The organism is Microbacterium sp. JAI119, from assembly GCF_013410135.1.
GTDB classification, from domain to species: domain Bacteria; phylum Actinomycetota; class Actinomycetes; order Actinomycetales; family Microbacteriaceae; genus Microbacterium; species Microbacterium oxydans.
Map to the genome: position 1 here is coordinate 40282 of NZ_JACCCK010000005.1, position 21366 is coordinate 61647.

General features: G+C 68.0%; 19 protein-coding genes. 14 read left to right on the plus strand and 5 right to left on the minus strand.

Annotated features, from left to right (window positions below; genetic code table 11):
• Positions 1–100: 100 nt before the first annotated feature.
• The 6 genes from HDC31_RS17405 (at position 101) to HDC31_RS17430 (ending at position 4502) form a co-directional block, all read left to right on the plus strand.
• On the plus strand, positions 101–571 hold the full coding sequence (locus tag HDC31_RS17405; protein ID WP_113680242.1) for an A24 family peptidase: 471 nt from the start codon (positions 101–103) through the stop codon (positions 569–571).
• Between the two features lie 49 nt (positions 572–620).
• Complete coding sequence (locus tag HDC31_RS17410; protein ID WP_046749348.1) at positions 621–833, plus strand: hypothetical protein; 213 nt, start codon at positions 621–623, stop codon at positions 831–833.
• Entirely contained in the window at positions 826–1440 is a 615-nt protein-coding gene (locus HDC31_RS17415; RefSeq protein ID WP_113680241.1) for a CYTH domain-containing protein, read from the plus strand. The genes HDC31_RS17410 and HDC31_RS17415 overlap by 8 nt, the downstream gene beginning before the upstream one ends.
• Positions 1441–1502: 62 nt before the next feature.
• Positions 1503–2663 carry a type III polyketide synthase gene (locus HDC31_RS17420; RefSeq protein ID WP_218867898.1) on the plus strand — a complete coding sequence of 387 codons (1161 nt, stop codon included), beginning with the start codon at positions 1503–1505 and terminating at the stop codon, positions 2661–2663.
• Positions 2660–3397 carry a methyltransferase domain-containing protein gene (locus tag HDC31_RS17425; protein ID WP_113680240.1) on the plus strand — a complete coding sequence of 246 codons (738 nt, stop codon included), beginning with the start codon at positions 2660–2662 and terminating at the stop codon, positions 3395–3397. The genes HDC31_RS17420 and HDC31_RS17425 overlap by 4 nt, the downstream gene beginning before the upstream one ends.
• The gene (locus tag HDC31_RS17430; RefSeq protein WP_113680239.1) at positions 3384–4502 is read left to right on the plus strand and encodes an NAD(P)/FAD-dependent oxidoreductase; all 1119 of its coding nucleotides are present in this window, start codon (positions 3384–3386) and stop codon (positions 4500–4502) included. Before HDC31_RS17425 ends, HDC31_RS17430 begins: the two co-directional genes overlap by 14 nt.
• A gap of 66 nt (positions 4503–4568) precedes the next feature.
• On the opposite strand, the gene lpdA is transcribed toward HDC31_RS17430, so the two are convergent.
• Both lpdA and HDC31_RS17440 read right to left on the minus strand, forming a co-directional pair.
• Positions 4569–5966, minus strand: a complete 1398-nt coding sequence (gene lpdA / locus HDC31_RS17435; protein ID WP_046749343.1) for a dihydrolipoyl dehydrogenase — start codon at positions 5964–5966, stop codon at positions 4569–4571.
• Between the two features lie 9 nt (positions 5967–5975).
• Entirely contained in the window at positions 5976–6626 is a 651-nt protein-coding gene (locus HDC31_RS17440; protein ID WP_113680238.1) for a copper resistance CopC family protein, read from the minus strand.
• Between the two features lie 100 nt (positions 6627–6726).
• On the opposite strand from HDC31_RS17440, the gene HDC31_RS17445 reads away from it, so the two are divergent.
• The 3 genes from HDC31_RS17445 to HDC31_RS17455 all read left to right on the plus strand — a co-directional run bounded on the left by HDC31_RS17445 (position 6727) and on the right by HDC31_RS17455 (position 8543).
• Positions 6727–7212 (plus strand): FHA domain-containing protein, encoded by a 486-nt coding sequence (locus HDC31_RS17445; protein ID WP_046749341.1) that lies wholly within the window; start codon positions 6727–6729, stop codon positions 7210–7212.
• On the plus strand, positions 7212–7898 hold the full coding sequence (locus HDC31_RS17450) for a MerR family transcriptional regulator (protein ID WP_046749340.1): 687 nt from the start codon (positions 7212–7214) through the stop codon (positions 7896–7898). The genes HDC31_RS17445 and HDC31_RS17450 overlap by 1 nt, the downstream gene beginning before the upstream one ends.
• 99 nt (positions 7899–7997) lie before the next feature.
• Entirely contained in the window at positions 7998–8543 is a 546-nt protein-coding gene (locus HDC31_RS17455) for a MerR family transcriptional regulator (protein WP_046749339.1), read from the plus strand.
• 75 nt (positions 8544–8618) lie between these two features.
• Here HDC31_RS17455 and HDC31_RS17460 read toward each other — a convergent pair whose 3' ends face one another.
• Positions 8619–9431 carry a ParA family protein gene (locus HDC31_RS17460; RefSeq protein ID WP_046749338.1) on the minus strand — a complete coding sequence of 271 codons (813 nt, stop codon included), beginning with the start codon at positions 9429–9431 and terminating at the stop codon, positions 8619–8621.
• Between the two features lie 93 nt (positions 9432–9524).
• On the opposite strand from HDC31_RS17460, the gene HDC31_RS17465 reads away from it, so the two are divergent.
• The 3 genes from HDC31_RS17465 to def all read left to right on the plus strand — a co-directional run bounded on the left by HDC31_RS17465 (position 9525) and on the right by def (position 15174).
• Positions 9525–12932 (plus strand): pyruvate carboxylase, encoded by a 3408-nt coding sequence (locus tag HDC31_RS17465; RefSeq protein ID WP_113680237.1) that lies wholly within the window; start codon positions 9525–9527, stop codon positions 12930–12932.
• 65 nt (positions 12933–12997) lie between these two features.
• Positions 12998–14683, plus strand: coding sequence for a MinD/ParA family protein (locus HDC31_RS17470; protein WP_179516385.1), 1686 nt, complete (start codon positions 12998–13000; stop codon positions 14681–14683).
• Positions 14683–15174, plus strand: a complete 492-nt coding sequence (def, locus tag HDC31_RS17475) for a peptide deformylase (RefSeq protein ID WP_046749335.1) — start codon at positions 14683–14685, stop codon at positions 15172–15174. Before HDC31_RS17470 ends, def begins: the two co-directional genes overlap by 1 nt.
• Before the next feature lie 55 nt (positions 15175–15229).
• On the opposite strand, the gene HDC31_RS17480 is transcribed toward def, so the two are convergent.
• Complete coding sequence (locus tag HDC31_RS17480) at positions 15230–17062, minus strand: long-chain fatty acid--CoA ligase (RefSeq protein ID WP_058632789.1); 1833 nt, start codon at positions 17060–17062, stop codon at positions 15230–15232.
• Positions 17063–17213: 151 nt separating this feature from the next.
• Between HDC31_RS17480 and HDC31_RS17485 the strand changes: the two genes are divergently transcribed.
• A complete protein-coding gene (locus tag HDC31_RS17485) occupies positions 17214–17903 on the plus strand; it encodes a 1-acyl-sn-glycerol-3-phosphate acyltransferase (protein WP_046749333.1) in 690 nt (229 codons plus the stop codon).
• Positions 17904–17950: 47 nt separating this feature from the next.
• The gene (locus tag HDC31_RS17490) at positions 17951–19291 is read left to right on the plus strand and encodes a class II 3-deoxy-7-phosphoheptulonate synthase (protein WP_113680234.1); all 1341 of its coding nucleotides are present in this window, start codon (positions 17951–17953) and stop codon (positions 19289–19291) included.
• Between the two features lie 110 nt (positions 19292–19401).
• Here the strand turns inward: HDC31_RS17490 and pknB are convergent, their stop codons facing one another.
• Positions 19402–21348 (minus strand): Stk1 family PASTA domain-containing Ser/Thr kinase, encoded by a 1947-nt coding sequence (pknB, locus tag HDC31_RS17495; RefSeq protein WP_058632791.1) that lies wholly within the window; start codon positions 21346–21348, stop codon positions 19402–19404.
• Positions 21349–21366: the final 18 nt, after the last annotated feature.

A 21366-nucleotide genomic window follows, 5' to 3' on the forward strand; every position in this document is an offset into this window, starting at 1 on the left:
ACAAGTCGTCTGATCGACGATAGTTCGTACATCGGACATTCGCCAGGGGGTTGTCCACAGGCTGTCGGAGAGTGCTCCCTCGATCTCCTAACCTGCCGGGATGGACATCCGGCTCACGCTCATCGCGCTCGTGCATGCTGCCTTGATCGGTGTCGGAGGCTGGCTCATCGTGATCGACGCCCGCACTCACCGTCTCCCCGATCGGATCGTGATGCCGACGCTCGGTGTCCTCCTGGTGCTCGTGTCGATCGATGCTCTCGCCGCAGGGCAGTGGGCGTCGTCCGTGCGCGCCGCTATCGGCCTTGTGGTCCTCGGTGGTTTCTATGCCGTGCTGCGGATGGTCAGCCGCGCGGGGATGGGCGGGGGAGACGTGAAGCTCGCCGCCGTCATCGGCCTGGTGCTGGGATGGCACGGCTGGCAGGCGCTGATGATCGGGGCGGCCTCGGCATTCGTGCTGGGCGCGCTCTATGCGCTGGTGCTCATCCTGCTGCGCAGAGCCGACGGAGCGACCCGCATCGCCTTCGGGCCCTGGATGATCGCCGGCGCCCTGCTCGGAGTCGCCTTCGGCTGAACCCGCACGCCTCGCCCGCATTCCGCGACGACGGGGCTACCCTGAGCACATGGCACTCGCACGACTTCACGGCGGCCCGCTCGACGGGCAGATCATCCCCCTCGGCGACGCGGACGACAAGCTGATCGTCCCCTACAGCGAGACGCAGGTGGTGTACAACCGCCGCGGCGAACCGCAGAACACCGGAGAGGGCGACGGTCCCACCGAGGTCGACTACTGGTTCGAGGAGTCGCTCGAGGACCTCACCCTCGAGGATGACTGAGCCGTCCCGCACGGTCGAGGTCGAGCGCAAGTACGACGTCGACCTCGAGACCCCGTTGCCCCGGTGGGAGAGGATCCCCGGCGTCGAGGCGGTCAGCACCGGAGAGGTCCGCGCCCTGGACGCCCGGTACTTCGACACCGCTGACGGCACTCTCTCGCGTGCCGGAGTGGCGCTGCGTCGTCGCACCGGCGGCCCCGACGAGGGCTGGCACGTGAAGGGCCCGCGACAGGGAGACGGTCGACTCGAACTCGGCTGGCCGCTGGGAGAGGGCGACACGCTCCCTCCCGCCGTGGCCGAGACCATCTCCGAATGGACGACAGCTCCGCTCACCCCGCTCGCCCGGATCGAGAACGACCGCACCGCCTATCTGCTCAGCGGCCCGCACGGGGTGGTCGCCGAGTTCGTCGACGATCGGGTGCGAGCGACCGATCTGCGCGGGAACGTGACGCGCGAATGGCGTGAATGGGAGATGGAACTCGGTCCAGCCGCGCCCACCGATGAGGCGGGACGCACCGCGTTCTTCGACGCGGTGGAGCAGGCGGTGGCTGCTGCCGGAGGCACGGAGTCGGCGTCGGGGTCGAAGCTCGCCAGAGCTCTCGGCGTCTAGGGCGGACAGCGCTCGGGCGCAACCCCTTCCCCCCGAGCGGTGCGCAGTGCTTGAGTGACACCATGAGCCGAACGCCTGTGCTTCGATCGCTGCAGACGATCGTCCCCGACACCGTTCTCGTGCAGGAGCAGGTGCGTGACGTCTTCGCACAGCAGCCCGACCTGGGAAGACTCGCGCAACGGATCGTCACGACCTCGTTCAACGTCTCGGGCATCGACACCCGCCACACGGTGATCGATGAGCTGTCACCCGATTCGGACGTCACCGACCCCGTCTTCTTCGACCGCCGAACGGGCATGCTGCTCGCTCCGGGCACGAAAGCGCGCAACGACTTCTACACCCGTGAGGCCACCGTGCTCTTCGTCGAGGCCGCGCGGCGGGCGATCGACGCCGACCCCGACCTCCGCCCCGCCGATGTGACACACGTCATCACGGTCTCCTGCACCGGGTTCCACGCCCCTGGTCCCGAGTACGAGATCGTGCGCGCGCTCGGCCTCCCCGATGCCGTGCAGCGCTTCCACTTCGGATTCATGGGCTGCTATGCGTCGATGCCGGCGCTCCGGGCCGCGAGTCAGTTCTGCGCCGCGGACGAGAACGCGGTCGTCCTGGTCGTGAGCGTCGAACTGTGCACCCTTCACCTTCGCACCTCGGAGAACCCCGACACGATCGTCGCGTCTTCGCTGTTCGCCGACGGTGCGGCCGCCGGAATCGTCACGGCACGCGACCTTCCCTCCCCGGTTCCCGCACTGCGCCTGGATCGCTTCCACACCGCGATCGCGCCGGAGGGCGAGAAGGACATGGCCTGGACGATCGGAGACACCGGTTTCGAGATGATCCTCTCCACGGCCGTCCCGCAGATCATCGGCGAGACCATCATCGGTGCGCTCCGGCCGCTGTACAGTCCGGAAGAGGACCTCGGGCAGGCCTTCGAAGGCGGCGGCGTGGGGGAAGCCGTGCAGCATTGGGCCATCCATCCGGGCGGACGCAGCATCCTCGACAAGGTGCAGGAGCGGCTGAACCTCAGCGACGCTCAACTGCACCCGGCCAGGGAGGTGCTGCGGAACAACGGCAACATGTCCAGCGCGACCGTGCTGTTCATCCTGAAACGGATCCTCGAGGAGGAGGGTGCCCGTGCCGGTGACCGCGTCTCCGCGATGGCTTTCGGGCCGGGGCTGACCGCCGAGAGCGCGCTGATGACCGTCGTGGCACCGCCTCGTTCATGACCCGGCCTCTCACGACGCGGGACGTCGACACCCGCGAGTTGATGGACGACCCGGACGCCGATGCACGGATGCTGGCCCGGACCTATGGGCGGTTCGGGTTCGTGAACGCTCTGGTCTCCCGCCCGGGTAGCCTCTACCGGCGTGACGTCCGGCCACGGGCCGCGCACGCCAGGGAGCAGTCGCGCGCCTTGCGTATCCTCGACGTCGGTGCGGGTGGGGGAGATCTCTGTCGGCTGCTCGCCTGGAGACTGCGTCGGGACGGCTTCGATGCAGAGGTCACCGCGCTCGACGCCGACGTGCGGGCGATCCGCTGGGCATCGGCGCACGATCGCGGCGCGGGCATCCGCTACCGTCGTGCCCTCACGACCGAGCTGGTGGCTGCGGGAGAGATCTACGACATGGTGCTGTCCAATCACGTGCTGCATCATCTCGACGATGCCGAGCTGCGGACGGTGCTCGACGACTCCGTGCGGCTCGTCGCTCCCGGCGGGATGGTCTCGCACCGTGACATCGCCCGGAGCCGCACCGCTCATGCGCTGTTCTCCGCGGCCACCTGGACGATCTCGAGCACCCTCCTCGCGGACTCGTTCATCCGTGAGGACGGTCTCATCAGCATCCGCCGCTCGTACACGACGGCCGAGCTCAGGGCGATCGCTCCTCCCGGATGGGTCGTCCGCGGCGGCGTGCCCTCTCGACTGGAGCTGCGGTGGGTGGGAGCGCATGCCCGAACATGACGTCCTGATCGTCGGTGCGGGTCCTGTCGGTCTGCTGCTGGCCTGTCTGTTGGCGCAGGAGGGGCTGCGGGTGACGATCTGCGAGCGGCGGACGGGGACCGACGACCGGACCAGAGCCATCGGCATCCACCGTCCCGGCCTGGATGCCCTGGACGCGGCAGGGGTCGGCGGCGAGGTGCGGGCGGAGGCGCTGCGACTCGCGGGCGGCGAGGTGCGTAGCCGTCGGCGGACTCTGGCGACGCTGACCTTCGACCGCGACCGCCCGGTCCTGGTGCTTCCGCAACCTCACACGGATGCGGTGCTGCGCGCCCGTCTGCGCGCGCTCGCTCCCGACGCTCTGGTCGTCGGCTGCGAGGTGCGCGAGGTGCGCCAGACCAATGACGAGGTCGTCGTCGCGACGGAGACGATCGAAGGATCACGCGAGGTCACCGCATCGATGGTGGTGGTCGCCGACGGGGTGCGGAGCCGACTGCGCGGTGACCTGCGGATCGGCTGGCGTCCTCGGCCGGGGCGCGGGTCGTATTCGATGCTCGACGTGCACGACGAGACTCCGGATGACCGCGCGATCCTGCACTGCGAGCCGGATGGACTCGTCGAGTGCTTCCCGCTGCCGGGTGGGCGGCGCCGATGGGTGGTGAGGGAGGGGGACGAGGGGGTCGGTTCCGCAGCGGGCTTCCGCACGGCCGTCCGGCAGCGCACCGGGATCGACCTCGAGCTCCCGGTGGGCGCGCAACCGGCGTCGTTCGTCGCCGCGCAGCACATGGCCACACGGGTGCATCGGGGGAGGGCCGTGCTCCTGGGCGATGCCGCGCACGAGGTCAGCCCGATCGGAGGGCAGGGGATGAACCTGGGGTGGGCCGACGCCGTGCGCCTCGCCGAGCAGCTCGTCCGTTCCCTCCCGACACGGGTTCCCGACCTCGCCGCCTACGACCATCGCGTGCGCCGGGCTGCCGCCATGGCCGGACGACGCTCGAGGTTCTACATGTCGATGGGCGCGCCGGCGCCGGCTGCGGTCGTGCAGGGCAGGGAGCTGGTGATGCGCGCCCTCGGTTCGGCGCCGTTGCGGGGCTGGACGACGGGTCTGCTCACGATGCGCGGGATCTGACGCCGGCTCCGGGATGCAGAAGGCCCGGTCCGCTGTGCGCGGACCGGGCCTTCTGCGGAGTCTCGATCAGAAGTTGATCATGTGGCCTGCGAGGCCGTGGAAGCCCTCCTGCAGCGCCTCCGACAGCGTCGGGTGCGTGTGCACGTTGCGGGCCAGCTCGAGAGCCGTGAGGTCCCACTTCTGTGCGAGCGTCAGCTCGGGGAGGAGCTCCGACACATCGGGGCCGATCATGTGCGCGCCGATGAGCTCGAGGTGCTCGGCGTCGGCGATCAGCTTGACGAAGCCGACCGGCTCGCCGAGGCCGTGTGCCTTGCCGTTCGCCATGAACGGGAAGGTCGCGACCTTGATCTCGCGTCCCTCGTCCTTGGCCTGCTGCTCGGTGAGGCCGAACGAGGCGACCTGCGGGGAGCAGAACGTCGCACGCGGCATCATGCGGTAGTCGCCCAGCGTCTGGGTCTCGGCGCCGCCGATGGTCTCGGCCGCGACCACACCCTGGGCCTCGGCCACGTGGGCGAGCTGCAGCTTGGCGGTCACATCGCCGATCGCGTAGATGCCCTCCACATTGGTGCGCATGTGGTCGTCGATGTCGATCGCGCCGCGCTCGGTCAGCTTCACGCCGGTCTTCTCCAGGCCGAAGCCCTCGATGTTCGGGGCGAACCCGACCGACATGAGAACCTTGCCGGCCTCGATCGACGACTGCTGTCCGTCCTTGCCGGTGTAGGTGACGGTGACGGACGAGCCGTTGTCGACGACCGACTCGACCTTGGTCGAGGTGAGGATGTCGACGCCGTAGTTCTTGTACTGCTTCGTGATCTCCTTCGACACGTCCGCATCCTCGTTGGGGAGTGCGCGGTCGAGGAACTCGATGATGGTCACCTTGACGCCGTAGTTCGTCAGGACGTAGGCGAACTCCATGCCGATGGCGCCGGCGCCGACGATGACGATCGACTCGGGCAGGTCCCGGGTCATGATCTGCTCTTCGTAGGTGACGACGTTCTCGCTGAGCGTGACGCCGGGGAGCAGACGCACCTTGGAGCCGGTGGCGATGATCACGTTGTCGAACGTGACCTCTTCGGTGGAGCCGTCGGCCTTGGCGACCGAGATCGCCTTGGGGCCGGTGAAGGTGCCGCGACCGTTGTACTCGGTCACCTTGTTCTTCTTCATCAGGAAGTGGATGCCCTTGACGCGACCCTCCGCGACCTCGCGGCTGCGGTCGAACGCCTTGCCGAAGTCGATCGTGAACTCGCCGGAGATCCCGAAGAAGTCGGCCTTGTGGTTCAGGGTGTGCGCGAGCTCCGCGTTCTTCAGGAGCGCCTTGGAGGGGATGCAGCCGACGTTGAGGCAGACACCACCCCAGTACTTCTCCTCGATGATGGCGGTGGAGAGACCGAGCTGCGCGCTGCGAACCGCAGCGACGTATCCGCCAGGACCTGCACCAAGGATGACGACGTCGTAGTGTGGCATGCCTTAAGCCTATCGCTCCGAGGGGGTGTCGGAATCGGTCGCGGCCGCGCCTCGGCGGCGGCTCATGACGATCCAGACGACCACGCCGGCGACCACGAGCACAGCGAGGATCGCGACGATCCAGATCGCCGCCGATCCACCCGCCTCGTCATCCGCGTTCGCGGTCGGCGTGCTCGTCACCTCGGGGGATGCCGTCTGCTCCGCGGTCGGCGCGGCCGTCGTCGGTGCGGCGCTGGGCTCCTCCGTGGCGGCTCCTTCGTCCCCCACGGTCACGGTGAAGGAGTACTCGCCGGAGGTGGGGTGCCCGTCGCTCGACACGACCTTCCAGATCACGTGATAGGCACCGGCCGGTCCCGCGCCCTGCAGGGGCTGCGTGACGATCGCACCGTCGACCGTCGCCGGCCCGTCCGTGATCGGGTTCCCCGCGGGGTCGGTCACGACGACCTCGGTCGCGCCCTCGCCGCCGATCAGCTTCGCGCTGAAGGTGAGGGTCAGCGTGTCGGGGACCGTCTCGACCGACTCGTCGGCTGCCGGTGACGACGAGACGAGCGCGTCGTGCGCCGAGGCCGACAGCGGGGAGAGGAACACGAGGAAGGCGGCGAGCAGGGTCGTGGCGAGGGCGATCGGTGCGGCCGAGCGGCTCAGAGCTTTGGTCTTCACGAGTACAGCCTATGAATCCTCGGTATGGGACGGCTGAGTGTGGATGCGCCCTCCCGCGAGCCCCTCGGCATCCGTTAGTCTGGACAACCAGGAGGGCACAGTGACTGACAGCGACAGCCGACCGGCCGGAGAAGCCGCGATCCACCGTTCCGGTGAGCAGAGACACGACGTGACGCAGACGTTCGGACACGATTCCGATCTGTCCTTCGTGCCGTTCGGTGTGGAGCTCACCGACGTCGAGCAGACGGCCATCGCCGCGCTGCCTGCAGGATCGGCTCTTCTGCTGGTCCGTTCCGGCGCTCTCGCCGGGGCGCGGTACCTCCTCGACACCGATGTGACGACCGTGGGTCGCCACCCCGAGGCCGACATCTTCTTCGACGATGTGACCGTCTCCCGTCGGCATGCGGAGATCACCCGCACGGGATCGACGTTCGAGATCATCGACCAGCGCTCGCTCAACGGCACCTATGTCAACGGTGAGCGCGTCGACCGCAGCACTCTGGCTGACGGCTCCGAACTCCGCGTCGGCAAGTTCCGTCTGAACTTCTTCGCCTCCCCGCAGGACCGCCAGGCGGCGAACGCCTGATGGCGGCCTCTCCCGCCCGCGAACGCTCTGCGTCCGCGGGCCTGCTGAGTATCGGTCAGGTGCTCGCGAGGCTCACCCCGGAGTTTCCCGACCTGACCTCCAGCAAACTGCGGTTCCTCGAGGTGCAGGGCATCGTCAGTCCTTCTCGCACGGACTCCGGCTACCGGAAGTTCTCGGCGTCCGACATCGAGCGTCTCCGTCTCGGGCTCACCCTGCAGCGCGATCACTACCTTCCGTTGAGCGTGATCCGCGAGCAACTCGACGAGGCCGATGCCGCCGGGGACTCGACCCCGCTGCTGCCACCGCCGTCCATCGCCCCGTCGCCCCGTCGCTATCGCCGAGACGAACTCCTCGCCGCGGCGGGAGCGGGACCGCAGCTTCTCAACGACGCGATCAGCACAGGGGTCATCACCGCGCAGGAGAGCTATCCCGAGGCGACCGTGACGCTGCTGCGCGGCCTGGTCGCGCTCGACCGCCACGGCATCGAGCCACGGCACCTGCGCTCGCTGCGTCAGGGCGCCGAACGTGAGGTCGCCCTGATCGAATCCGCCATGTCCGCGCTGCTGCGCCGGACCGACGCCGCGTCACGGGCGAAGGCCAGCGAACTCGCCCCCGAACTGGCCTCGCGCATCGACGAGGTGCGATCGCTCTTCGTCAAGGATGCGCTCTCGCGCGTGCTTTCGTAACGAACTGATTGCGACACACCTTCGCGGCCTCACGGATGTGATTGCCGGTGCCCTGGCACTGCTCTACCGTGGAAGAAACCGTTCCAGAGAGGATTTCAGATGAATGCGGATGAGCTCGCAGGCGACCCGCGGTTCGTACCCGAACTCCTCTTCACCGACGGACTCCCGGCCATGGATGACGAGGTCGGCTACCGTGGTGCGGTCGCAGCGCGTGCCGCCGGTATCACCTACCGTCAGCTCGACTACTGGGCGCGCACCGAGCTGGTCGAGCCCACCGTGCGCGGCGCGAACGGCTCCGGCTCGCAGCGTCTCTACGGCTTCCGTGACATCCTCGTCCTCAAGCTGGTGAAGAGCCTTCTCGACACCGGCATCTCGCTGCAGCAGATCCGCACGGCCGTCGAAGAGCTCCGGCGTGCCGGTATCCGCGACCTGGCCGGAACCACGCTCATGAGCGACGGAGCCTCGGTCTACCTCTGCACGTCGAACGACGAGGTCATCGACCTCGTCAGCCGCGGGCAGGGTGTGTTCGGCATCGCCGTCGGCAAGGTCCTCCGCGAGGTGGAGTCGACGCTCGTCTCCTTCGACGCGACGGCGCCCGACCCGGTCGACGAGCTGTCGGCGCGCCGGACCAAGCGCTCGGCGTGATACAGCGCCTCACCCACAGACAGAAAACGGCCGTCCTCGAAGAGGGCGGCCGTTTCGCTGTATGCGTCGGACGTGTCAGCTCTGCTGACCGCTCTCGGGCACGGCGATGCGTCCGGTGCGGATGATGCGGTCGAGCAGCTGGTCGAAGTCGGCGGCGAGTTCCTGAGCGGAGTCGCCCGGCCAGATGTGCAGGGGCTTGGCGGCGCCCTGCGCCTGCTGCAGAGACGTGCGTTCCGGAAGCTGGGGGGAGAGCACGAGAGGGCCGAACATGTCGCGGAGCTCCTTGATGCGGAACTGGTGCTCGATGGACTGCGGACGCACGCGGTTCACCACGATGCCGAGCGGCTGGAGTCGCGGCGAGAGACCGCGGCGGATCTCCTCGATCGCGCGGAGGGCACGGTCGGCTGCGGCGACGGAGAAGAGGCCGGGCTCGGTGACGACCATGACGCGGTCGCTCGCCGCCCACGCCGTGCGGGTCAGGGCATTCAGCGACGGTGCGCAGTCGACGAGCACGAGGTCGTACTCGGACTCGACGGATGCGAGAGCCTCCTCCAGCTTCCACACGTCGCGCACGCTCGGGTGCGGGCCGTCGAAATTGATCGCGGAGGGACTGCCGATGAGGACATCGATCGTCCCGGGGTGCACCTTCGCCCACCCGCTGGACGTGATCGCCTGACGGACGACCTTCTCCTTCGGGTTCGCCAGGACATCGGCGATGTTGAGTCGTCCGGCCACCTGGATGTCCATCCCGGTGGAGACGTCGGACTGCGGGTCGAGGTCGACGACGAGCGTCCGGACTCCTCGGGCGAAAGCCGCTGAGGCCAGCCCGAGTGTCACGGTCGTCTTGCCGACGCCTCCCTTGAGAGAGCTGACGCTGAGTACGTGCACGGAGACAACGTTACCTTCCCCTAGGCTGGGGGAACACTCAGCCCCGCCCCATGCGCATCGAAAAAGCTGCGCATCGAGCTTCCAGAGGTGTGCATGTTCCAGAAGATCCTTGTGGCGAATCGCGGCGAGATCGCGATCCGCGCCTTCCGTGCGGCAGTCGAAGTGGGAGCGCGCACCGTCGCGGTGTTCCCTTACGAAGATCGCGGCTCCGTGCATCGGCTGAAGGCCGATGAGGCCTATGAGATCGGCGAACGCGGTCATCCCGTCCGCGCCTACCTCGACGTCGACGAGATCATCCGGGTCGCGCTGGAGTCCGGCGCCGATGCGATCTACCCCGGGTACGGGTTCCTCTCCGAGAACCCGGAGCTCGCCGAGAAGGCCGCAGCGAACGGCATCGTGTTCATCGGCCCACCCTCGAATGTGCTCGAGATGGCGGGGAACAAGGTCGAGGCGAAGCGGCACGCGGTCGAGGCCGGAGTGCCGGTGCTGCGATCCACAGAAGCCTCCGACGACGTCGATGCACTCGTCGCCCAGTCGGCGGAGATCGGCTTCCCGCTGTTCGCCAAGGCCGTGGCCGGTGGTGGAGGCCGCGGGATGCGTCGTGTCGAGACGGCAGGTGATCTCGCGCCCGCTCTCGCGGAGGCGATGCGGGAAGCTGCGAGCGCGTTCGGGGACGCCCGGATGTTCCTCGAGCAGGCGGTCGTGCGCCCTCGGCACATCGAGGTGCAGATCCTCGCCGACAAGACGGGTGAGACGGTCCACCTGTTCGAGCGCGACTGTTCGGTGCAGCGGCGCCACCAGAAGGTCGTGGAGATCGCTCCGGCGCCGAACCTCGACGACAGCGTGCGGACGGCGCTGCACGGCTACGCCGTGGCCTTCGCCCGGTCGATCGGCTACGAGAACGCGGGAACCGTCGAGTTCCTGCTGGAGACCGCGGGGGAGCGCACGGGCGAGGTCGTCTTCATCGAGATGAATCCGCGCATCCAGGTCGAGCACACGGTCACAGAGGAGGTCACCGACGTCGACCTCGTGCAGAGCCAGATGCGCATCGCCTCCGGCCAGACCCTCGCCGACCTCGGTCTGCAGCAGCAGAATCTGCACCTGCGCGGAGCGGCGCTCCAATGCCGGATCACGACGGAGGATCCCACTCAGGGATTCCGTCCTGACACCGGCAAGATCACCACCTACCGCTCGCCGGGAGGCGCCGGCATCCGTCTCGACGGCGGCACGGTGCACCAGGGCGCACAGATCAGCCCTCACTTCGACTCGATGCTCGCGAAGCTCACGTGCCGCGGTCGTGACTTCCCTGCGGCGGTCGCCCGCGCACGTCGAGCGCTCGCGGAGTTCCGCATCCGGGGTGTCTCCACCAACATCCCCTTCCTCCAGGCTCTCCTGGAAGATGACGCGTTCATCGCTGGTGACGTCAGCACGTCCTTCATCGATGAGCGTCCAGAGCTGCTGCGTGGCCGGGTTTCGAAGGACCGTGGAACGAAGCTGCTCAACTGGCTGGTCGACGTCACGGTGAACAAGCCGCACGGTGCACACCCCGGCGTCATCGATCCGGTCGCCAAGCTTCCTTCCGTCGATCTGACGACCGAGCCGGCTCCGGGCTCTCGCCAGAGGCTTCTCGAACGGGGACCGGAGGGTTTCGCCCGCAGTCTCCGTGCGCAGACGGCGCTGGCGATCACCGACACCACCTTCCGTGACGCGCATCAGTCCCTCCTCGCCACGCGTGTGCGCACGAAGGACCTCGTCGCCGCGGCTCCTTATCTCGCACGGCTGACTCCCGAGTTGCTGTCGGTCGAGGCGTGGGGAGGGGCGACATACGACGTCGCGCTGCGCTTCCTCGGCGAAGACCCCTGGGAGAGACTCGACAAGCTCAGGGCCGCGCTCCCGAACGTGGCGATCCAGATGCTGCTGCGCGGGCGCAACACGGTCGGATACACCCCGTACCCCACCGCGGTGACCGAGGCGTTCGTCGCCGAGGCGGCCGCCAGCGGGGTGGACATCTTCCGCATCTTCGACGCCCTCAACGACGTCGAGCAGATGCGTCCGGCGATCGAGGCCGTCCGCAACACGGGGACCGCCGTCGCCGAGGTCGCGCTCTGCTACACCGGTGACCTGCTCGATCCGGCAGAAGACCTCTACACGCTCGACTACTACCTGGGCCTGGCGGATCAGATCGTCGAAGCTGGCGCGCACATCATCGCCATCAAGGACATGGCTGGTCTGCTGCGACCCGCGGCGGCGGCCAAGCTGGTGACGGCGCTGCGCGAGCGCTTCGACCTGCCCGTGCATCTGCACACGCACGACACCCCCGGAGGCCAGCTCGCCACGCTTCTCGCCGCCAGCGCGGCCGGCGTCGACGCGGTGGACGCCGCATCGGCACCCCTCTCGGGGAGCACGAGCCAGCCCTCGCTGTCGTCCCTGGTGGCTGCGCTCTCCCACACGGAGCGCGACAGCGGCATCTCCCTGGGAGCGGTCTCCGACCTGGAGCCGTACTGGGAGGCGGTCCGTCGCCAGTATGCGCCTTTCGAGTCGGGACTGCCCGGACCCACGGGCCGTGTCTACCACCACGAGATCCCCGGCGGCCAGCTCTCCAACCTCCGGCAGCAGGCGAAGGCACTCGGTCTGGCCGACGACTTCGAACTCATCGAGGACATGTACGCCGCCGCGGACCGCATCCTCGGGCGGGTGCCCAAGGTCACGCCGTCGTCGAAGGTCGTCGGAGACCTCGCGCTCCATCTCGCGGCGGTGAAAGCCGATCCGGCCGACTTCGAGGCCAACCCCGAGAAGTACGACGTGCCGGACTCGGTCGTCGGATTCATGGCTGGTGAACTCGGCGACCTTCCCGGCGGATGGCCAGAGCCGTTCCGTACCAAGGTCCTCGCAGGACGGTCGGTGCGCACCGGGATCACGGCGATCACCGCGGACGATGAAGCAGCGCTCGGTGGCACCAGCTCTGAGCGCAGAGCGCGGCTCAACACCCTGCTGTTCCCTGCGCCGAGTGCGGAGTTCGCCGAGCGCCGTGAACTGTTCGGCGACCTCTCGGTGCTCGACACCAGCGACTACCTCTATGGCCTCGTCGCCGGCCAGGAGCATCAGGTCGAGATCGACCGGGGCGTGCGGCTCTACGTGGGACTCGAGGCCATCGGCGACGCGGATGACAAGGGCATGCGCACGGTCATGACCACCCTCAACGGGCAGCTTCGTCCGGTGTTCGTCCGTGATCGCGCGGTCAAGGTCGATGCGATCGAGGTGGAGAAGGCGGACACCTCGGTTCCCGGCCAGGTCGCCGCACCGTTCTCCGGTGTCGTCACGTTGAAGGCCGAGGTGGGGGCCACCGTGCACGCCGGTGAACCCGTCGCATCCATCGAGGCGATGAAGATGGAGGCGGCCATCACCGCACCCGTCGACGGTGTCATCGAGCGGCACGCCATCGCCGAGACGCAGCAGGTGGACGCCGGAGATCTTTTGGTCGTGATCCGCCCGGCGCACTAATCTTGTGCGGGCGAGGGCCGCGCATCCGTGCGCACCCGGGGCTCGCGCAGGCTTGGAGCGACATCGTGACACCGAAGAACACCACCGACCCCGAGGACGACTCGCTGGGGGTGCTCGACGAAGCCGCGTCTCTCGACACGGCCGGTATCGGCATCCTCGGCGGGACGGCCCAGGTCCGTGTGACCCTGCCCATGAACGAGGACGACGATCTCGCCGACGACGAGGTGATCGACGGCGAGGTCATCGGAGACCTCGTGATCGATCCGGTGCCTGCCGTCGAACAGGAGACGGCGTTTCCGGCGAAGACGAAGACGAAGCCGTTGCCCGAGGCACCCTCGATCGATGCGGCGTCGGCGGAGGAGCCGCCCGCAGAGCCCGATGTCGTCACCGGTGTGATCGATTCGCCCGTGATCGAGCCGATCGCGATCGATGCGACAGCGATCGGTTCGCGTCCGCATGCGGACGCCGTCATCGATGCCGTGATCGTCGATGACGAGGAGCCCGGCGACTCGATCGCCGACGCTCCCGACGCCGTTCGTGAGCGTGCTGCCGAGGAAGCGGCTGCCGCAGAAGAGACTGCCGAGGAAGAGGCTGCCGAGGAAGAGGCTGCGGCGCGTTTCCTCGCTCAGGCCCGGACCGAGACGACGGCATCTGCACCGGCACCCGCCGTGCGGACACCCGCTGAGAAGGAGACCACCGTGTCCATCCCCGAAGAGAGGCCCGTCGTGGCCCAGCCGGCACGCCCGGCGGGTCGCGCGGACGTGACACTCACGTCGAAGCGCCTGGATGAGCTGGGCGAATCCTCACGCGAATCCGCTGATCTGCTGACGGCAGACCGACTGCTCGATCCGCATCAGATCACCAAGCCCGAGCCTGAGGGAGCGTGGAGTCATCTGCTGTACGCGGTCTCCGGCCGGCGGATCAACATCGGCGACGGGCGCCGCGCGCGGGAGCGCAAAGCCCTTTCCGCACGGATCGCGGCGCCGATCGCGGGCGGAGCGCGCTTCGTGCCGGTGCTCTCCCGCAAGGGAGGGGTGGGCAAGACCACGATCACCGCGCTCCTGGGCATGGCCCTGGCCGATGCGCGTGAGGACCGGGTGATCGCGGTCGACGCGAACCCCGACCGTGGCACGCTCGCGGAGCGTATCGTGCGACCGAACCACAGCAAGTCGGTGCGCGACCTCGTCCGGATCCACGACGACGTCAGGGGTTACCACGACATCTCCGCGATCGTTGCGCGTGACGCGACACGCCTCGACGTCCTGGCCTCCGATGCCGACCCGCGCATCGCTGAGGCCTTCAGCGACAGCGACTACCGCGACGTCGCGGACGTCGCCGCTCACTACTACTCGCTCGTCCTCACCGACACGGGGACGGGGATCGTCCACTCGGTGATGTCGGCGACCCTCGACCTGGCGGATCAGATCGTCATCGTCTCGGGGCTCAGCGTGGACGAGGCGAGACTCGCATCCGAGACGCTCACGTGGCTCGAGACCAACGGGTACGCGGAGCAGGCGCGGGAGGCGATCGTCGTCCTCAATCAGTCCACGCCGGGCGCTCCGCTCGTGCGTCTGAACGAACTGCAGGCGCACTTCGCCACGCGGGCCAGGAGTGTCGTCCGCGTGCCGTACGACCCGCAGATCGCCGGGGGAGGGGCGATCGTGTTCGCCAACCTCCTGCCGGAGACACGGATCGCCGCCCGCGAACTCGCCGCGTTGCTCGTCGAGGGCCTCCGGGCGAAGGCCGCCTGATGGCCGTCCGCGAGATCCGCATCTTCGGCGACCCCGTCCTGCGCACGGTCTGCGCCCCGATCGAGGAGATCGACGACGGAGTGCGCGCCCTCGTCGCAGACCTGGTCGATACCGTCGAGCTCCCCGGGCGCGCAGGCGTGGCCGCGCCTCAGATCGGCGTCGCCCTGCGCGCGTTCAGTTACAACATCGACGGTGACATCGGATATGTCCTCAACCCCGTGCTGACCGAAGTCCGCGGCGAGCCCGAGCCGACGGGGGAGGGCTGCCTCTCGGTCCCCGGCCTGTGGCACGACGCGCAGCGCCATCCATGGGCACGCGTGGAGGGAATCGACCTCGACGGCAACCCGGTGGTCCTCGAAGGCGAGGGCCTCCTCGCCCAGGCTCTGCAGCACGAGACCGATCATCTGGACGGCAAGCTCTTCCTGACTCGCCTCGACCCGGAAACGCGCAAGATCGCGATGCGGGAGGTGCGGGAGAGTTCCTGGTTCTGATGAGCACACGAAGAAGGGCCCCGCACCTGCGGGGCCCTTCTTCGTGTGCTCAGGGTCAGCCGCCGATCGGCACGTTCGTGGTGGCGACGGGCTCGTCATAGATCGCGGCGATCTCGTCGGCGAAGTCGTTCATGATGATGTTGCGCTTGATCGAGAGCTTCGGCGTCAGGTGACCGGAGGCTTCCGTCCACTCGGAGTCGAGGATCGTGAACTTGCGGATCGACTCCGCGCGCGAGACACGGCCGTTCGCGGCATCGACCGCACGCTGCACCTCCGCGCGCACCGCCGCGTTCTTCGAAGCATCGGCGAGCGACATCGTGCCCTCGAGTCCGTTGTTCGCGAGCCATGTCGGGAGCATCTCGGGGTCGAGCGTCACCAGGGCCGAGATGAACGGACGCTGGTCGCCGACCACGACGACCTGCCCGATGATCGGGTTCGCGCGGATCGGGTCCTCGAGCGCGGCGGGTGCGACGTTCTTGCCGCCGGCGGTGACGATGATCTCCTTCTTGCGGCCGGTGATCGTCAGGAATCCCTCGGAGTCGAAGCTGCCGATGTCGCCCGTGTGGAACCAGCCGCCTTCGCTGAAGGCGTCGGCCGTCGCCTCCGGGTTGTTCCAGTACTCCTTGAACACGTTGATGCCGCGGACCTCGATCTCGCCGTCGTCGGCGAGACGCACACCGACGCCGGGGAGAGCGGGACCGACGGTGCCGATCTTCGACTTGTCCGCCAGGTTCACCGTCGCGGGGGCCGTCGTCTCCGTCAGGCCGTAGCCCTCGAGGATCACCACACCGAGGCTGTGGAAGAAGTGTCCGAGTCGTGAGCCCAGGGGAGCGGAGCCGGACACCGCGTAGACGACGTTGCCGCCCATGGCCTCACGGAGCTTGCTGTAGACGAGCTTGTTGAACAGCGCGAACTTGAGCTTCATGCCGAACGGGATCGGCTTGCCCTCCTCGAGCAGCTTCGAGTGCTCGACCGCGACCTCGGCGGCGGCGCGGAAGATCTTCCCCTTGCCCCCGGCTTCCGCCTTCTGCTCTGCCGAGTTGTAGACCTTCTCGAAGACGCGCGGCACGGCGAGGAGGAAGGTCGGCTTGAACGACCCGAGTGCAGGCAGGAGCTGGCGCGTGTCGGGCTGGTGCCCGGTGCGCACTCCGGCGTGGACATCGAGGATCGAGATGAATCGCGCGAACACGTGCGCGGTGGTGATGAAGAGGAGTGTGGATGCGCCGGGCGTCTGGACGACTTCGTCCAGTGCCTTCGCCGAGTTGCGCGACAGCTCGACGAAGTTGCTGTGCGTGAGGACGCATCCCTTCGGGCGGCCTGTGGACCCCGAGGTGTAGATGAGCGTCGCGATATCGGAACCGACAGCGAGGTTTCGCCGGCGCTCGATCTCGGAGTCGCTCACCGACGCGCCCTGGGCCGTCAGAGTGTCGATCGCTCCGAGGTGCAGCTGCCAGACTTCGCGGAGCAGCGGCAGGTCGCCGCGCACCTCGTCGACGCGGGCGAAATGCTCCGGCGACTCCACGATGAGCGCGATCGCACCGGAGTCTTCGAGGATCCACTGGATCTGCGAGGGGGAGCTGGTCTCATAGATCGGCACCATCACGGCGCCGGTATAGAACAACGCGAAGTCGACGAGGGTCCACTCGTATGTGGTGCGCGCCAGGAAGCCGACCTTCTCTCCGGGCTGGATGCCTGCTGCGGCGAAGCCCTTCGCGAGGGCGATCACCGCGGTCTGGAAGTCGGCGGCGGAGATGTCGCGCCACCCGTCTCCCTCCGGGACGGAGAACAACGCCCGATCCGGCGTCGCCTCCACGCGCTTCACCAGGAGGTCGGCGACGTTCGCGTCGGGATCGGCGGGGACGATCGCGGGGACTTCAAACTGGACCACGGCAGCTCCTTCGGTACCGGTCGGGCACGGACTTCCATCGAGTCTAGGGCATGGAACCCAGTCGCTCTCCAGGTGGAACTGGGTCGCGGAAGCGGGAGAGCCGAAGAGACCGCTCGGTCGGAGCCCGGGCGCGGCGCTAGACTTCACCACGATGTTCTACTGGCTGATGAAGTACGTGGTGATCGGCCCCGTGGTCAAGGCGGTGTTCCGCCCGTGGATCGTGGGGAGGAACAACGTGCCCGCGAACGGGGCGGCGATCCTGGCGAGCAATCATCTCTCGTTCGCAGACTCCATCTTCCTTCCACTGGTCATCGACCGGTCGATGTCCTTCCTCGCCAAGAGCGACTACTTCACCGGTCGGGGCCTCAAAGGGTGGGCGACGAAGTTCTTCATGAAGGCCACCGGGCAGATCCCCATCGACCGATCGGGTGGCAAGGCTTCCGAGGCGTCACTCAACACGGGGCTCCAGGTGCTGGGCGGGGGCGATCTGCTCGGGATCTACCCCGAGGGGACGCGTAGCCCCGACGGCAAGCTGTACCGGGGCCGGACCGGCATCGCCAGGATGGCGCTCGAGGCGAAGGTCCCCGTCGTGCCGGTGATCATGGTCGACACCGACACAGCGATGCCCATCGGAAGGCGACTGCCCCGCATCGTGCGGGTCGGAATCGTGATCGGGGAGCCGCTCGACTTCTCCCGATACGCCGGCATGGAGAACGATAGGTACATCCTCCGCTCGGTCACGGACGAGATCATGGTGGCGCTCCAGCGTCTCGGTGAGCAGAAGTACGAAGACGTCTACGCGTCGACGGTCAAGGACCGGATCCCGACCCGCGTCACATAGGCCCGACGCGGATCTCGGTGGTACCGGCGACCACTAGGCTGGAACGCATGCTCCCGCACCACATCGAAGCCCTTGATGCATGGCGCTCGCTTCCCATCAAGCAGCAGCCGCAGTGGCCCGACGCGGACCGCGTCGCCGACGTCTCCCAGCAGATCGCGACCCTCCCGCCGCTGGTCTTCGCCGGCGAGGTCGACAACCTTCGCGACCGGCTCGCGCGCGCGGCGTCCGGCCAGGCGTTCCTGCTCCAGGGCGGCGACTGCGCCGAGACCTTCGCCGGAGCGACTGCCGAGCAGATCCGCAACCGCATCAAGACGGTGCTGCAGATGGCGGTCGTGCTCACGTACGGCGCCTCGATGCCCATCGTCAAGATGGGCCGCATGGCGGGGCAGTTCGCGAAGCCGCGCTCGAGCGACTCCGAGACCCGTGGCGACGTCACGCTGCCCGCGTACCGCGGCGACATCGTGAACGGCTACGACTTCACCGAGGGCTCCCGCACGGCCGATCCCGGTCGACTGCTGCAGGGCTACCACACGGCGGCATCGACGCTGAACCTGATCCGTGCCTTCACGCAGGGCGGGTTCGCCGATCTCCGCGAGGTGCACTCCTGGAACAAGGGCTTCGCGCAGAACCCGGCCAACCAGCGGTACGAGCGCATGGCGGCGGAGATCGACCGCGCGATCAAGTTCATGGAAGCGGCGGGAGCCGACTTCGACGAACTCAAGCGCGTCGAGTTCTTCACCGGGCACGAGGGTCTGCTGATGGACTACGAGCGTCCGATGACGCGCATCGACTCGCGCACGGACACGCCGTACAACACCTCCGCCCACTTCCTCTGGATCGGAGAGCGCACGCGTGAGCTCGACGGTGCGCACGTTGACTACTTCTCCAAGATCCGCAATCCCATCGGAGTGAAGCTCGGACCGACCACGTCGCCCGAGACCGCCCTCGCGCTGATCGACAAGCTCGACCCCGAGCGCGAGCCCGGGCGCCTGACCTTCATCACGCGCATGGGAGCGGGCAAGATCCGCGACGCCCTGCCGCCGCTGCTCGAAGCGGTCCGTGACTCCGGCGCCCAGCCGTTGTGGGTCACCGACCCGATGCACGGCAACGGCATCACCACGCCGACCGGCTACAAGACGCGTCGCTTCGACGACGTCGTCGACGAGGTGCAGGGCTTCTTCGAAGCGCACCGCGCGGTCGGCACGTTCCCCGGCGGCATCCACGTCGAGCTGACCGGCGACGACGTCACCGAGTGCCTCGGCGGGTCCGAGCAGATCGACGAGGCGGCCCTGGCCACTCGCTACGAGAGCCTGTGCGACCCGCGTCTGAATCACATGCAGTCGCTCGAGCTCGCCTTCCTGGTGGCGGAGGAGCTCGAGAAGCGCTGACCTCCCACACGGGACGAAAAGGAGCCGCCCTCCCCGAGACCATCGGGGAGGGCGGCTCCTTTTCGTTCTTCGTCGCACATGCGAGCGCTCGACCGAACGGGTAGGGCCTCTCAGCCGCTGAGCTGAATCGAGAGGTTCACGGTGCCGCCACGCGGGAGGGACTTGTCCGAGCCCGGATCCTGGCCGGTGACCTTGGCCATCTCGGCGAAACCGGGCAGGTCTCCCCAGGCGGCGTAGGTCGACTTGAAACCCTTGTCCGAGAGGATCTTCTTCGCCTCATTCAGGGTCTTGCCCGAGACGTCGGGCACGGGGAAGAGCTCCGGGCCCTTCGAGACGATCAGCTGCACGCTGTCTCCCGGCCGCCAGTTGCCCTCTTCTGCGCGATCGGCGACACCGATCACCACATCCTTGGACACGCTGTCGCTGAAGACGTACTGCGGGTCGGCGGTGACGGTGAGTCCCTTGTCCGTGAGGGTGGACGTCGCCTTGTCGACCGACATGCCGGCGACGTCGGGGAACTCGCCGGCCGAGACGAACAGCTCGACGGTGTCGTCCTCGAAGATCTCGCACCCGTCGCCGCAGATGTATGACTCCCCGCCCGCCCTGGGCGTGACGGAGGCGTTGATGACGATGCCGGCGTCGGCGTCGGAGAAGAGCAGCAGCGAGGTGTCCGTGACATTGACGTTGAGTCCGGCCAGGTAGTCGCGCGCATCCTGCTCGGCGCGTCCGTTCAGCGGATCGAGGGTGTGGGACGCCGGTCCTGCGGAGACGATCACGGAGACCGAGGCGCCCTTGTCGAGGCGCACGCCCTCGGCCGGATCGGTCTCGATCACCGTTCCGGCGGGGATGTCGATGGAGAACTCGTCCTTCTGCGTGGGGACGAACCCGGCTTCGGTCAGGGTCGCTGCTGCCGCGTCGTACGTGCCGCCGGCGACGGCTGGTACGGCGATGAGCGAACCAGGGCCGGAACCGAACCACCAGCCGACCCCGCCGGCGAGCACCGCGAGCAGCAGGACGAGAGCGAGCAGGAAGGCACCGCGGGCGCGACGTTTGGATGCGCGTCTGCGCAGGAGCGTCGCGTTGTCCAGTGTCGCAGGGACGGGAGCCGTGGGGTCGGCGAGGGGCATGGTGCCCGGCATCACCTTGGTGAGGTCTCCGGAATCACCGTGGCTGTGCTGCGGGGCGGTGGCTCTGGCCGCGGTCGGGGCGATGCCGAGGTCGCGCTCGATCTCCCGCAGGCGCTCGAGCATCTGCTGGGCATCGTCCGGTCGATCGTCCGGTGACTTCTCGGTGGCCCAGAGCACGAGCTCGTCGAGCTGCTCCGGCACGGCAGGATTGCGCACGCTGGGACGCGGTACCGATTCCGTGGCGTGCTGGAACGCGATCTGCATCGGCTGCTCGCCCTTGTACGGCTGTTCGCCGACCAGCATCTCGTAGAGCATGATGCCGAGGGCGTAGATGTCGCTGCGGGCATCGGCGGTGCCGCGCGTGACGAGTTCGGGGGCGAGGTAGGCGATCGTCCCGAGCAGCTGCTGTCCGGTCGCGGTGTTCGCGGTGGTCGCCCGTGCCAATCCGAAGTCGCCGATCTTGATGCGACCGTCTTCCGCGAGGAGGACGTTCTCCGGCTTCACATCGCGATGTACGATCCCCGCGCGGTGCGCCGCAGAGAGGCCCGCCAGGATCGCGTCCATGATCGTGATGGTCTGCGGGATCGTCAGACGTTTCTGCTCGCGGAGGAGCTCACGCAGCGTGATGCCGGGGAGGTACTCCATCACGAGATAGGCGAGTTCGCCATCCTGCCCCTGGTCGAACACATTCACGACATGGGGGTCGGCCAGGCGGGCAGCGGCTCTCGCCTCCTGGATGAAGCGGCTCTGGAAAGCGGAGTCGTCGCTGAGGTGCGCGTGCATCACCTTGAGAGCGATGCGTCGTTCGAGGCGGAGGTCGGTCGCGACGTACACCGTCGCCATGCCACCCCGAGCGATGCGAGCGCGGACGCGGTACCGGCCGTCGACAAGCCGCCCGATGAGGGGGTCGGCCTGCTGATTGGTCGTCACGTCAGAATTCTATGGAGA